This is a genomic window from Chryseobacterium sp. 6424, assembly GCF_003692615.1.
Lineage (GTDB): Bacteria > Bacteroidota > Bacteroidia > Flavobacteriales > Weeksellaceae > Kaistella.
Genome location: NZ_CP023540.1, coordinates 778,295 through 791,058, shown reverse-complemented (window position 1 = coordinate 791,058; position 12,764 = coordinate 778,295). Strand labels below are relative to the sequence as shown.

Sequence of the window (12,764 nt, the reverse complement as noted above, 5' to 3'; positions counted from 1 at the left end):
GCTAAATGTCATTCAAATATATTCAAAATACCACGGCGCGGCAAATCAGCGTATCGCTGATTCTAAATAGATTAAAAGTACTGTTTGCTTAGTCTTCGTTATTGTTGGGAACTTTTACCGCCAGTTCGTATAAACTGCCGCGCATCAGGAATTTCACTCTTTCGCGGGTGGTGACGGTGTTTATTTCGCCATTCTTTTCAATGATGATACGGTCGCCTGTGGCAATATTCTGGTCAGCAATCCAGTCTTCCGGGGTATTGTCGTCTTCTTTTTCCTTCATCAGTTCGAGGATTCCTTCGGCCATATCCTGAAATTCCTTATCCTGGGAATAATATACCTTGTATTCCTTATCAAGTCCTACTTTAAAAGTTCGGTGTTCTGCGATGAGGTTTCCGGTATCGTCCGGCAGAGGATTGTCGGAGCCATCGGTGAAACCTACCTCTATAAGTTCGCCGTGGTGTTTGTCGGCATATTCAAGCGCGTCTTCATACGTTTCGAAATTGGTGACTACGGTATATTCATCATACTTGTATTTCTGTAGTCTTTCATGTTTGTCCATAATTGTATTTTTTTAATAGTCGGTATGTTATTTTTTAGTCTGGACTTCCTCCTTCACTTCATGCCATTCATTGTCTTTGAGGTTGGCTTCAATCCGCTCCACTTTCAGGCTCTGCCTTAGATAGGCAAAAAGGCTCATATAAAAATTGGCTACAAACACCAACGCAAAAAATGAAACAAAATAGCCACGCCAACCTTCCATGAGAAGCGTAAATTGTGTAATAATGAGGAAGAAAGCCGTCACGTAATGGCTAAAGCAGTATTCGCAGGTAAAGAGATAGAAGAACTTTCGCTCTAATATCTTTTCTGCGTGCTGCGAACGTTTCACGCAGTATTCCCTTGGTTCGCGGAAGATTTCTTCGTGTGTCACCGTCCAGGCAACGCATGCAATAGGGATTGCCAATAGAAAAAGCCACAGGAGTTGTTCACCCAGATCACCCATTCGGTTTATTTTTCTTCAGATCTTCAAAAGTAATGCCACGTACAGACGTTTTCAAGTGACTGAATCTGCATTTATTCATGTTTTTTATCAATTATCTCATAAATAAAACGTGTTTGGGCAGCTAACTTTTCCCAATTGCTTTATTTTATTTATTTTTAGGCAAATTTTATAGAAATGAAAAGAAGAAATATATTGCTTGCAGCAATAATTTTCCCGGCAGTGATGGCTTTTGGCCAGCAGTACGGCGGTATGTGGATCCCCACAGAACTTAATGAAAAGGAAATGAAGGACCTGGGAATGAAGATCTCGGCAAAACAGATTTTCGATCCTGCAAAACCCAGCATTAAAGATGCCGTAGTACAGTTTAACGGTGGCTGTACCGCAGAAATCATATCGCCACAAGGCCTTTTGCTTACCAACCACCACTGTGGCTACGGGCAAATCCAAAAACATTCGAGCGTACAGAACGATTATCTGTCTGATGGTTTCTGGGCGAAAAACATGGGAGGTGAACTGGCGAATCCTGGTGTAACGGTAGATTTCATCACTGATATCAAAGAGGTATCCGCTGAGGTACTTGCCGGTACACAAAACCTGGAGGGTAAGGCAGCAGAGGACCTGATCCGTACAAATCTTGAAAAAGTGCAGGCAGGCTTCAAGCTGGAACCTTGGCAGAAAGTAGTCATCAAACCCATGTATTACGGCAATAAATATTATGCATATGTTATTGAGACCTTTAAGGACATCCGCCTGGTAGGCGCGCCGCCATCAAGCATCGGGAAGTTCGGTTCAGACACCGATAACTGGGTTTGGCCACGGCATACCGGCGATTTTGCCATGTTCCGTATTTATGCTGACAAGAACAACCGTCCGGCAGAATATTCAAAAGACAACGTCCCTTATAAACCAAAACATTTTTTACCTGTATCCATTAAAGACAAGCAGGAAAACGATTTTACGTTTGTTTTCGGCTTCCCGGGAAGAACTACCGAATACCTACCGGCCATCGCTGTAGAAAAGATCATGACTGATACTGATCCTGCAATGATTTCGGTGCGCGAAGTAGCGCTGAAGACTTTGGATGAAAAAATGCGTGCTGATGATGAGACCAGAATTAAATATGCCTCTAAATACGCCTCTGTCGCCAACTACTGGAAAAAATGGATCGGCGAAGTGGAAGGTCTGAAAAAATCTGACGCGGTAGGTAAAAAGAAAAAATACGAGCAAAGCCTTATCGCTAAAAATCCGCAGGTAAAAACAACCATCGACGGGTTAAACGCCCTTTACACAGAGCAGGCACCTTACGCCCTGAACCGTGCATATTATTCGGAGGTGATCCGTAACGCGGAAACGCTGTCGCTTGCCAACCAATACCTGAACTTCATGCAAAGCTATGAAGCCGGCAAAACCGACGATAAAAGCATGACTTCCCTAAAAAACCGTCTCGCTTCTTTCTATAAAGACTACGATGGCGCGCTGGATGCAAAAGTGACCGCTAAGTTGCTTGCGCTTTATGCCAACAAAACCCCACAATCCTTCTTACCGACAAACTTCGCGCAGTTTAAAGATGAAAACGCCAACCTTTCCCTTATTGAAGAGTGGTCGAAAAACTCGGTGGTAAGCGGCAGAAAAAGTCTTAACGGCGCAACCGCAGCAACTGACATCCAGAAAGTATTCGCGAATCCGGCAGAACTTGTGAAGGCTTTAAAAGATGACCCGTTCATCAAATTAGCTACGCAACTCAGAACGTCTTATATGACTTCTACGGAGGATAAATACGCCCAGTTACAGTCTCAGATTGATGTTCTTCAGAAAAGATACATGGCGCAGCAGATGGAAACGGACAAGGATAGACCCTTCTTCCCGGATGCCAACTCTACCCTGCGTGTTGCTTACGGACAGGTAAAAGGATCTAACCCGCGTGATGCCGTTTATTACGGTTACCAAACCCATATTTCAGGGATTATGGAGAAATACGTACCGGGAGATTACGAGTTTGACGTTCCTAAAAAACTGATTGATCTTTACCAAGCCAAAGATTACGGAATCTACAAAGATAAAACCGGTGAAGTACCTGTAAACTTCACGGCGACAAACCATACGACCGGCGGTAACTCGGGAAGCCCGGTACTTGATGCCCACGGGAACCTGATCGGCCTGAACTTCGACCGGCAGTGGGAAGGAACGATGAGCGACATCAATTTCGATCCGCGATTCAGCCGTAATATCATGGTAGATACGAAATACATTCTGTTCATCATTGATAAATATGCTGATGCTAAATGGCTGATTAATGAAATGAAGATCGTAAAATAAGATACCCATTCATCCTTAAAATCCCGCCACTATGCGGGATTTTCAGCTATAATAAAAACTCCGGGACATGTGTTCCGGAGTTTTCAGTTTTCATGGTTTTTAGTTATTAAATAGGTCGCTATTTAACAGTACAAATTTGCGGAAATTTTGGCTGCTGTATTCGCGTCTTTTCACCCATTTTTATATCAACAGTCTTTATTAAATAAAAAAACGCACTCCTGAAAGTGCGTTTCTTTAGATGCTGCAAAGTCTTTAGTACCCGAAGATTTCTTCCAGCGAAACTTCATGGAAGGTGCCCATCTTATTTATCGCTTCCATATCAAGATTCTCTTTCTTCCCGATGATGGCTGTGTTGTAATTCAATGGTTTTATCGTGGCATTATAGAACTTGGTTACTTCATCAATCGTAAGATTTTGGATCTCGTTGTAAAGGTCTTTTCTTATATCATAATCAATCCCCAGTTTCTGTAGGTTCAGGTAATTAAAGAAAATATTGGTACGGTTGATCCTGCCAGAGGCGATTTGCTTCAACGCCGCGTTCTTCGCATTGGCGAACTGTGCGGGCACCTGCGGCAGATCTGCCATCAACTCGTTCATCGCGTTTACGGCTTGTCCCAGTTTATTGGCCTGTGTACCGATGTAGGTGGTCACATAATCAGCCTTGTTGATTTCCCCTGCGCTGGCGTAAGAAACGTAGGCGGAATAAGCCAAACTCTTGCTCTCACGAATCTCTTGGAAGACGATGGACGAAAGCCCGCGCCCGAAATATTCGTTAAACACATTTATCTTTCCGAAATTTTTAAGATTTACAGGACCGGCTTTGGCAACTTTACTCATTTCCGTCTGTACCATATCGTAATTGGTAAAGTACACTTTATTTTCGGTTGCAGGCTCCGGATAGACTTTCTTAGCAGGGATCTTCATATTTTCAGATTCTACGAATGGCTTCGCATACTTTTTAAATTTATTAAAGTTATTGCCATAGAAAAAGATCTGATAAGGCATGTGAAGCAGATCCTTAACCTTTGCCGTCATCTCTTCGGAACGGATTTGCTTCAGGCGATCCGCTGAAACCACATCGGTAAAACGCGATGTTCTGCCATATTTTGCGTAGTTGGTGAGTGCTGCCATAATTCGGCCTTTGTCTTTTTTGGCGACATCACGGCTTTCGAGGATGGTTCTCACGTTTTCTTCATACACTTGCTGGTTAGGTTTGGCATCCGTCATCCAGTTTTTCAGCAAGGTAATCCCTTTCGGCATGTTCTGCTCAAGACCGCTTAATGAAACGATCAGCTGATCGGCACCCGCACGGAAGTTGTAGCTGATGCCTAACTTGAAGAACTCCTGCTTTAACTGCTCGGCCGAAAGCTTATCGGTACCCAGATATTCCAGCACCTGCATGGCCAATGGCAATTCTTTATCATGGTCACTGCCGAACGGGAAGATAAAGTAAGTCTGTGCGACATCATTATATTTATTTTCTACGAAACTGGCTTTTTTACCCGCGATCTTATCTGTTTTGATGGCTTTTGAAAAGTCCACAAATTCAGGTTTGATCTCAGTAGATTTTTCTGCCAAAATACCAGCCAGGAATGGTGACTGCGCTTCTTTGTTGAGCTTGATGGGGGTAATGCCTGGGTTTTCTACACGAACCAACTTGTCATTCACGCCTTTTTCTTTCTTTACGATGACATAATTATCTTTAAAGAACTCATTCGCGAATTTTACGATATCTGCTTTGGTAATCTTCTCGTATTCATTGATTTCATTAAGTTCATCCTGCCAGTTTTGCCCATTGATATATGCGCCGTAAAGTGCAGTCGCAAGGCCATCGGCAGTTTCAACGGTCTTCATGCGCTGAATCTTCATATCATTGATGATAGCGGGGATCAGCCATTCCTCGAACTGGCCTTTCTTAATGAGTTCAATCTGGCTTAAGAGGAGTTGCTTTGCTTCGTCTAAGGTCTGGTCGTTTTTTGGTACGATCACCATCGAGAAGTTTCCGTAAGTTTTAAAAGGAGAAGCGTACGCCATGGCGCGTAGTGCTTTTTGGCTTTGGTTGATGTTGAGGTCGATCAGGCCCGTTTCGCCGGCGTTGGTCAACAGGTTGGCGGTAATATCTGCCAGCCTTGCTTGGTGAGTACCATAGGAATCTGTTCTCCAGGCGATTTGTAGGCGTGGTGCAGACGGACTCTTCACCACACGTTCTACAATGTTGGTCATCGGTTCTTCCGTCACCATTTTCTTCAGGGGCAGCTCGCGATATTCGAAAGTGCCGAAATATTGGTCAACCAACTTAATCGTCTTATCGAAATCAAGGTCGCCCACCAACACTACGGCATAATTATTCGGTACGTAATAGGTATTGAAATACTTATGAATGGCGACCATTGAAGGATTCTTCAGATGCTCGGATTTCCCTATCGTGGTTTGCTGCCCGTTCGGGTGTTTCGGGAAAAGCGCGTCCATCAGTTCATAGTTCACAAGGCGTGAATCATTGTCCTGCGAACGGTTGAACTCTTCATAAACAGCCTCAAGTTCTGTATGGAAAAGCCGGAGAACCAATTCAGAGAATCTTTCTTTTTCTACTTTTAACCATTTTTCAAGCTCGTTGCTTGGGATGTTGTTTTTGTAAACAGTTTCATCCAGCCACGTATGGGCATTTGTTCCGGAGGCTCCTAAAGAGGAAATGGCCTTGTCGTACTCGTTCGCAATGGCATATTTACTGGCTTCCTGCGAAACTTCATCAATTTTTCTGTAGATGGCTTTTTTCTTTTCCGGATCAGTTTCTGCCTTGTGCTGCTCGTACAGGTCAGCGATCTGGTCTAAAAGCGGTTTTTCCTTAGCCCAATTCGCCGAGGCTAATTTTGAGGTTCCTTTGAACAGCATGTGCTCCAGATAATGCGCCAATCCTGTCGCATCTTCCGGATCATTGTTGCTGCCGGTGCGCACTGGGATGTAGGTCTGAATTCTTGGCGCATCGAAATTTTGTGCTAAATAAACCTTTAAACCGTTTTTCAGGGTATAAACCCTTACCCCGGTTTTATCATTCAGTACGGTTTCGTAGGTATAACCTTGGCTATCGGTATTTATTTTGGTTTGATAGGACTGTGCCTGTGTCATGGTAAGTGCTCCTATGAGGGTTAATGTGCTGATGAGTTTCTTCATGAATTACATTGCATTATGGTAAATCGGTTTTAAAAATCGTGCGGGCGCAGCATGTTGGCGGGATCCAAGATTTCATCGAGTTTTTCCTGCGAGAGGATTTGCTTTTCGAGTACCAGATTATACACGCTTTTACCCGTTTCCAAGGCTTCTTTGGCGATTTCCGTAGCGTTTTTATAACCGATATACGGGTTAAGCGCCGTTACAATACCAATGCTGTGGCGCACCATATTCAAACAAACCTCTTTATTGGCGGTAATCCCAGTGATACATTTTTCACGAAGCGTATCGAGCGCATTACCCAGGAAATTGATGCTTTCCATGATAGAATGCGAAAGCACCGGCTCCATCACATTAAGCTGCAACTGCCCGGCTTCCGCCGCGAACGTAACGGTGAGGTCATTGCCAATCACTTTGTAACACACCTGATTTACCACTTCCGGAATTACAGGATTTACTTTCCCTGGCATGATGGAAGAACCTGGCTGCATAGGCGGCAGATTGATTTCAAAAAGACCTGCACGCGGGCCAGAACTCAGCAAACGTAAATCATTACAGATCTTCGAGAGTTTTACGGCCAGCCGCTTCATCGCGGAGGAATAAATGACGTACGAACCGGTATCCGGAGTCGCTTCCACAAGATTCGGTGCCGAGACAATCTCAAACCCTGAAATTTCAGAAAGATTTTTTGCGCAGAGTTTCGCATAACCCAGCGGTGCATTAATACCGGTACCAATAGCGGTAGCACCCATGTTTATTTCTACGAAAAGATTGGCGTTGCTATTCAGTTTCGAGATGTCTTCCTCTAAAGTAGCCGCAAACGCTTCAAACTCCTGCCCTAAAGTCATCGGTACAGCATCCTGAAGCTGTGTACGCCCCATCTTAATGATGCCACTAAACTCCCGCCCTTTCTCTCTGAATGCCTGGATGGTCTTTTCAAGTTTAGCCACAAGATCAATATTCATGTGCAGCAAGGCCATTTTAATAGCGGTAGGATAAGCGTCGTTGGTAGACTGCGAGAGGTTGATATGGTCGTTAGGTGAACAGAACTGGTATTCACCTTTGTTTTTACCGAGTTTTTCGAGCGCACGGTTGGCGATCACTTCATTGGCGTTCATATTTACGGAAGTGCCCGCGCCACCCTGTATCATATCAATGGGGAACTGATCGTGCAACTGGCCACTGATGATCTCATCACAAACCTCGGCAATCACCCGGTAAAGGTCTTCGCTGAGCAGGCCAAGTTCATAATTGGTTTTGGCCGCTGCTTTTTTCACCATTGCCAGCGCATTGATGAAATGGGGATACGACATCAGATACTGCCCTGAAATCTTAAAGTTTTCGATGGCGCGTTGCGTCTGTACTCCGTAGTAGGCATTGGCAGGGACCTTCAGTGTACCAAGCAAATCGCTTTCATGCCGGAAATTTTCCATAAAAAGATATTTGAATATTTTTAAATTACTTGCTAAAAACTGTAAAAAACGAGCGATAAAACCGCCCGTTATGCTTTTTAAAATCCTACTTCAAAAGAAGTGAAAATATTTTAATTGTTAAGGATATTTTTGATTTAATGCCTGTAAGATCGCCCAAGACTCCGCATCCATCTGTCCATCATACTTTGCCGGCCGAAAGTGATATTGAAAAGCCTCCACGGTTTTTTTGGTAGCGTCATCTGCCCTTCCATTCGTATCAATGGCGTACCCCAGTTTCTTCAGAGCCACCTGATATCTGTATATAAACTCTGAACTGGTACTTTGCAGCGCAAATTCTTCCGGGATGATCTGCCCCAGGAAGGTTTGCATGACAGGCTCATCATACCACATACCGATTTGGTAATCATCATATAGCTTTTTCCACGGAAATTTTGGACCCGGATCCTGCTTCCTGGTAGGGGCGATGTCTGAATGTGCCAGAATATTGGTGGGTGGGATCATATACCTCGTAGCGATGTCCTTTACGAGAGCAGCCACCTTTTTGATCTGGTCTTCGTCAAATTCGGGGAAAATCTTTACGCCTGAACTATCGGTTACATATCCTGCGTTTACAATTTCAATACCGATGGAGGTATCATTCAACATACTGTCATTCCTCCAGGCGCTGATGCCCGCGTGATAAGCACGTTTGTTTTCATCCACCAGCTGATAAATTTCGCGGTCGTTAAAACTGTTCACTAAATAATGCGAACTTACGGACTGCTCTGTCAATACGCGTACAGAACGGTCATCGTCCAGCGCCGTATAATGAAGAATGATATATTTCTGCCGGAAATTCTGGGCGACCGCCGGGAAATAAGTTTTCACCACTCTATAACCGGCAGGATTTGCCGACACGATAGAACCGTAACTGATGGTGTTGTCGTTTTTGGCGGTGTTGGCGATATTTATCTTAAAAAAATCATATCCGCCTTCTTTTTCAAGTTGGGCTTTAGGTGGCGCTTGCTGTACTGTTTTTACCGGAACAGCAGTTTTCACAGGTGTGACTGTGATTTGTTTAGATTTATTTTGAGAAGCACAGGAAAACAGCATGGCGCCTAATCCTATGATGTATAATGGTTTACGCATCAGCGAAATGATTTGGGATTAATTTCTTTCAAAATTACAAAAAAATTTAAGTAAAAACGTTTGGTAAATATTGAAAACTATTCTATATTTGCACTCGCAATTACGGAATAGAAGTTCATAAAAATATTGCAATGGAGGGTTGCCGGAGTGGTTAACGGAGCAGTTTGCTAAACTGTCGGCCCGAAAGGGTCGCGTGGGTTCGAATCCCACACCCTCCGCAACCTTTGGAAAATTTACTCGGGGCGTAGCGTAGTCCGGTCATCGCGCCTGGTTTGGGACCAGGAGGTCGCAGGTTCGAATCCTGCGCCCCGACTTTTTATTTAAAATTCCTTCGGGAATTTTTTATTTTACGGCCTAAGGGTGCGTAGCTCAGCTGGATAGAGCATCTGCCTTCTAAGCAGACGGTCATAGGTTCGAATCCTATCGCGCTCACTTGAAACCTCACTTTTGTGGGGTTTTTTGCTTTTAAGCCTGTCTGTTTCCGTGACAACTTTTAATCGTAACTTTACCGCAAAATCGTTGGAATGTCTCTTCAGATCACTAATCTTACCAAAAAATTCGGCTCGCAAACTGCGCTGGACCACATCAATCTCGAAATCGGGAAAGGCGAAATCATCGGACTTTTAGGCCCTAATGGTGCCGGAAAATCCACACTCATGAAATCGATCACCGGCAGCATAAAAATTGATGAGGGGCAGGTGATCTTCAACGGTAAAAATATACAGAAGGAAGCGCTGTATGCCAAAAGACACATGGGTTTTCTACCGGAAAACAATCCGCTTTACCATGATATGTTTGTAAAGGAATATCTGGGTTTTGTAGCCAGATTACACAAACTGCCATTATTACGGGTGAATGAGGTGATAGACTTGGTAGGCATTACCCCAGAAAAATCGAAGAAAATCAGCCAACTCTCTAAAGGGTACAAACAACGTGTCGGGCTTGCACAGGCTATTCTGCACGCTCCTGACCTACTGATCCTCGATGAGCCTACCAATGGCCTGGACCCTAACCAAATCATAGAGATACGGCAAGTTATTAAGGATGTTGGGCACGAGAAAACCGTGATGCTCTCCACCCACATCATGCAGGAAGTGGAAGCACTCTGCTCGCGCGTAATTCTTATCCATCAGGGGCAGATCATCCAGGACTCGCCGATTTCTGAGTTTAAAGGAAAATTTGAAACGCTCGAAGAAGCCTTCAGCCAATATACACACATAAAAAAGTCCTGATTTCTCAGGACAAACTGATTTGTAATTAAATTTCCTCTTTAATACCTAACAATGGATTAGTAGGAAGCAAAAAGTAAAAGTTCTCAAAGCAAAAAAAAACTGCCCTTTTGAGGCAGCCACTTTTAATTTTTCTTACAGTTTCTCTAAACTGTCGGACAGCGAGTTGATAAAATTCTGCAGTGGTTTTTCTACCATCATTTTAATAAACGGATTGAATTTACCATCAAAAAGCAGTTGTACTTCTGTCTGGTTTTCACTTATTGGGTTCATTGCGCCGGTAAGCTTAAAATCAAGGTTCGAGGCGGCAGATTTCAATACGACTTCACGGTCAGAAACATTTTCAATTTTCAGTGCGATTTCTGGCATGCCCTTCAGTCCAAATTTAAAGCCATCTTCACGGGCTTCGAAATTCTGTAGCGACTCTGGCATCAGATTGCGGTAATCGCCCGGATTCTTAAGCATTTCTACAAGTTCGGCAGATGATTTATTTACGGTTACTTTACGTCCTTCTAATTTCATTTTTATATTTTTGTAATATTAAAGCCCTACAAATGTATAAAGTTTTTATGAATGAAAAAAAATTAACATTAAGTAAATACCCCGAAGATTTCGAGAAGAAACTTCGGTATGAGGGTTTTGCTACACTTGAAATAGCCGTGGATCTTTTGCAGAACACCTCGTGCCCGGAAATAAATGTGTACGGTGAAGAGATCGAGGAAATGTGGGAGGATTTCACGCATATGTTCAAGGTGATTGAAGCGGCTGGCGGGGTGGTAAGCAACAAGGAAGGAAAACTACTCTTCATCCGCCGGATCGGACGATGGGACCTGCCCAAAGGAAAAATTGAAAAAGGCGAATCACTGGAACAGGCCGCCCTGCGCGAAGTAGAAGAAGAAACAGGGCTAAAGGAACTGATCTTGGAGGAATTCCTGAACAATACTTTCCACCTGTACACCGAACGTAACGGCGATAAAATCTTGAAAACCACGTATTGGTTCCGGATGAGATATGTTGGCAATGAGACACCGATACCACAAACCGAAGAAGGCATCTCTGAGGTGGCATGGAAAGATCAGGAGGCGGTGACCGCCGAGGTCTTGCCCCAAACCTTCCAAAACATCAAACTTATTTTAAATGATTTCTGGCTGCAGCACTAAGCGATAAAATCAAGTATGCTCTCCAGCGCAATTCCCCGGGAACCTTTCAGAAGGATATTTTCGGAAGCGATTGAATTGTTTTTCAGATATTCTGATAATGACGCGGTAGACCCGAATGCGTTACCTGATTTATTTATCTCCATAAAGAGGTTACCCACGGTAATAATTTCATTGAAACGCAGTTTTAAGGCCAGATCCAGTATATTTTGATGCTCCTGTTGTGACGCCTCACCAAGCTCCAGCATATCACCCAGAATAACCGTTTTAGAACCCTTAAACTTACTGAAGTTTTTTAACGACTCAGCCATTGAACTGGGGTTGGCATTATACGTATCCAACACCAGGGTCTTGCCGTTTTTCTCTACGATTTGTGAGCGCATATTCGTCGGCTGATAGCTTTCAATGGCCGTTTTTATTTCCTGAAAACTCAGACCAAAATGTAACCCTAAACTCGCGGCCGCACAAAGATTGGTGAAATTATAGCTTCCTGTAAGGTTTGAATACGCTTCATTCCCCTGAAAACTCAGGCCCACAAATTTATCTTTCGTGAGTTCTTGAAACTGATAATCTGCGTGCTGACCTCCAAAACTGATGCATCTTTCGTAGCCGGAGGTTTTTTCCATTTGGATCAGATCATTTTGATTCACTAAAACTGTGGCAGAGGCACTTTTGAGATAATCATACAGTTCTGACTTGCCTTTTATCACACCTTCAAAGCCACCAAAACCCTCCAGGTGGGCTTTTCCAAAATTCGTGATGTACCCATAATCCGGTTTTGCGATCTGGCACAGTTCCGCGATTTCTTTTTGGTGGTTGGCCCCCATTTCCACTACCGCCATATCGTGTGTATCATTAATTGAAAGCAACGTTAAGGGCACGCCGATGTGATTGTTTAGATTGCCTTTGGTGTACTGTACGCTGTACTTTTGTGATAGAACAGCGTGGATAATTTCTTTAGTAGTCGTTTTACCATTGCTGCCGGTAAGCGCAATAACCGGAATGTTAAGCTGGTCGCGGTGATAAGCTGCCAGCTCTTGCAGAAACTTTAGTGTGGACGGAACATAAAATATATTCTCAGCTGTATTTTCAAATGCTTCTTGTTCTACGATTACGGCGGAAGCGCCTTTTGCAATTGCGTCTTGTGCAAGTGTGGCAGCATTGAAGTTTTCGCCGGAGAACGCAAAGAAGACATCATTTGGCTGAATATTACGGCTATCAATGGTTACTTTGGCGGCGCTCAAAAAAATGGGGTAAAAGGTAGCTACGTTCATAAGGGTCAAAAATAAAAAATCCTTCTGCAATTAACAGAAGGATTCTTGAATATTTTCAGGTA

Annotated in this window: 10 protein-coding genes and 3 tRNA genes; 6 read left to right on the top strand and 7 right to left on the bottom strand. The window is 43.6% G+C overall.

The window, feature by feature from the left end; translation table 11 throughout:
* Nucleotides 1-88 precede the first annotated feature (88 nt).
* Both CO230_RS03710 and CO230_RS03705 read right to left on the bottom strand, forming a co-directional pair.
* Entirely contained in the window at nt 89-559 is a 471-nt protein-coding gene (locus CO230_RS03710; protein ID WP_122027367.1) for a hypothetical protein, read from the bottom strand.
* Between the two features lie 27 nt (nt 560-586).
* A complete protein-coding gene (locus CO230_RS03705) occupies nt 587-1,000 on the bottom strand; it encodes a hypothetical protein (RefSeq protein WP_122027366.1) in 414 nt (137 codons plus the stop codon).
* A gap of 174 nt (nt 1,001-1,174) precedes the next feature.
* On the opposite strand from CO230_RS03705, the gene CO230_RS03700 reads away from it, so the two are divergent.
* Nucleotides 1,175-3,316, top strand: a complete 2,142-nt coding sequence (locus CO230_RS03700) for a S46 family peptidase (RefSeq protein ID WP_122027365.1) — start codon at nt 1,175-1,177, stop codon at nt 3,314-3,316.
* A 252-nt stretch (nt 3,317-3,568) separates the two neighbouring features.
* Here the strand turns inward: CO230_RS03700 and CO230_RS03695 are convergent, their stop codons facing one another.
* The 3 genes from CO230_RS03695 to CO230_RS03685 all read right to left on the bottom strand — a co-directional run bounded on the left by CO230_RS03695 (nt 3,569) and on the right by CO230_RS03685 (nt 9,042).
* The gene (locus tag CO230_RS03695; protein ID WP_122027364.1) at nt 3,569-6,484 is read right to left on the bottom strand and encodes a M16 family metallopeptidase; all 2,916 of its coding nucleotides are present in this window, start codon (nt 6,482-6,484) and stop codon (nt 3,569-3,571) included.
* 29 nt (nt 6,485-6,513) lie between these two features.
* Nucleotides 6,514-7,914 (bottom strand): aspartate ammonia-lyase, encoded by a 1,401-nt coding sequence (gene aspA / locus CO230_RS03690; RefSeq protein ID WP_122027363.1) that lies wholly within the window; start codon nt 7,912-7,914, stop codon nt 6,514-6,516.
* Nucleotides 7,915-8,031: 117 nt separating this feature from the next.
* Nucleotides 8,032-9,042, bottom strand: coding sequence for an N-acetylmuramoyl-L-alanine amidase (locus tag CO230_RS03685; RefSeq protein ID WP_122027362.1), 1,011 nt, complete (start codon nt 9,040-9,042; stop codon nt 8,032-8,034).
* A gap of 133 nt (nt 9,043-9,175) precedes the next feature.
* Here CO230_RS03685 and CO230_RS03680 point away from each other — a divergent pair.
* From CO230_RS03680 to CO230_RS03665, 4 genes are all read left to right on the top strand, one after another.
* A tRNA-Ser gene (locus CO230_RS03680) sits at nt 9,176-9,260 on the top strand.
* A gap of 20 nt (nt 9,261-9,280) precedes the next feature.
* Nucleotides 9,281-9,354 (top strand) — tRNA-Pro (locus CO230_RS03675).
* Between the two features lie 46 nt (nt 9,355-9,400).
* Nucleotides 9,401-9,474, top strand: a tRNA-Arg gene (locus CO230_RS03670).
* A 92-nt stretch (nt 9,475-9,566) separates the two neighbouring features.
* A complete protein-coding gene (locus CO230_RS03665; protein WP_122027361.1) occupies nt 9,567-10,274 on the top strand; it encodes an ABC transporter ATP-binding protein in 708 nt (235 codons plus the stop codon).
* Between the two features lie 132 nt (nt 10,275-10,406).
* Here the strand turns inward: CO230_RS03665 and CO230_RS03660 are convergent, their stop codons facing one another.
* Nucleotides 10,407-10,793 carry an SRPBCC family protein gene (locus CO230_RS03660; protein WP_122027360.1) on the bottom strand — a complete coding sequence of 129 codons (387 nt, stop codon included), beginning with the start codon at nt 10,791-10,793 and terminating at the stop codon, nt 10,407-10,409.
* Between the two features lie 32 nt (nt 10,794-10,825).
* On the opposite strand from CO230_RS03660, the gene CO230_RS03655 reads away from it, so the two are divergent.
* Nucleotides 10,826-11,431, top strand: a complete 606-nt coding sequence (locus tag CO230_RS03655; RefSeq protein WP_122027359.1) for an NUDIX hydrolase — start codon at nt 10,826-10,828, stop codon at nt 11,429-11,431.
* Here the strand turns inward: CO230_RS03655 and CO230_RS03650 are convergent.
* On the bottom strand, nt 11,428-12,702 hold the full coding sequence (locus tag CO230_RS03650; protein ID WP_122027358.1) for a UDP-N-acetylmuramoyl-tripeptide--D-alanyl-D-alanine ligase: 1,275 nt from the start codon (nt 12,700-12,702) through the stop codon (nt 11,428-11,430). The genes CO230_RS03655 and CO230_RS03650 overlap by 4 nt on opposite strands.
* Nucleotides 12,703-12,764 lie beyond the last annotated feature (62 nt).

What these genes read in the sequence shown, in the direction of transcription:
- CO230_RS03710 (WP_122027367.1), bottom strand. Translation starts at nt 559, where the DNA reads ATGGACAAACATGAAAGACTACAGAAATACAAGTATGATGAATATACC.
- CO230_RS03705 (WP_122027366.1), bottom strand. Translation starts at nt 1,000, where the DNA reads ATGGGTGATCTGGGTGAACAACTCCTGTGGCTTTTTCTATTGGCAATC.
- CO230_RS03700 (WP_122027365.1), top strand. Translation starts at nt 1,175, where the DNA reads ATGAAAAGAAGAAATATATTGCTTGCAGCAATAATTTTCCCGGCAGTG.
- CO230_RS03695 (WP_122027364.1), bottom strand. Translation starts at nt 6,484, where the DNA reads ATGAAGAAACTCATCAGCACATTAACCCTCATAGGAGCACTTACCATG.
- aspA (WP_122027363.1), bottom strand. Translation starts at nt 7,914, where the DNA reads ATGGAAAATTTCCGGCATGAAAGCGATTTGCTTGGTACACTGAAGGTC.
- CO230_RS03685 (WP_122027362.1), bottom strand. Translation starts at nt 9,042, where the DNA reads ATGCGTAAACCATTATACATCATAGGATTAGGCGCCATGCTGTTTTCC.
- CO230_RS03665 (WP_122027361.1), top strand. Translation starts at nt 9,567, where the DNA reads ATGTCTCTTCAGATCACTAATCTTACCAAAAAATTCGGCTCGCAAACT.
- CO230_RS03660 (WP_122027360.1), bottom strand. Translation starts at nt 10,793, where the DNA reads ATGAAATTAGAAGGACGTAAAGTAACCGTAAATAAATCATCTGCCGAA.
- CO230_RS03655 (WP_122027359.1), top strand. Translation starts at nt 10,826, where the DNA reads ATGTATAAAGTTTTTATGAATGAAAAAAAATTAACATTAAGTAAATAC.
- CO230_RS03650 (WP_122027358.1), bottom strand. Translation starts at nt 12,702, where the DNA reads ATGAACGTAGCTACCTTTTACCCCATTTTTTTGAGCGCCGCCAAAGTA.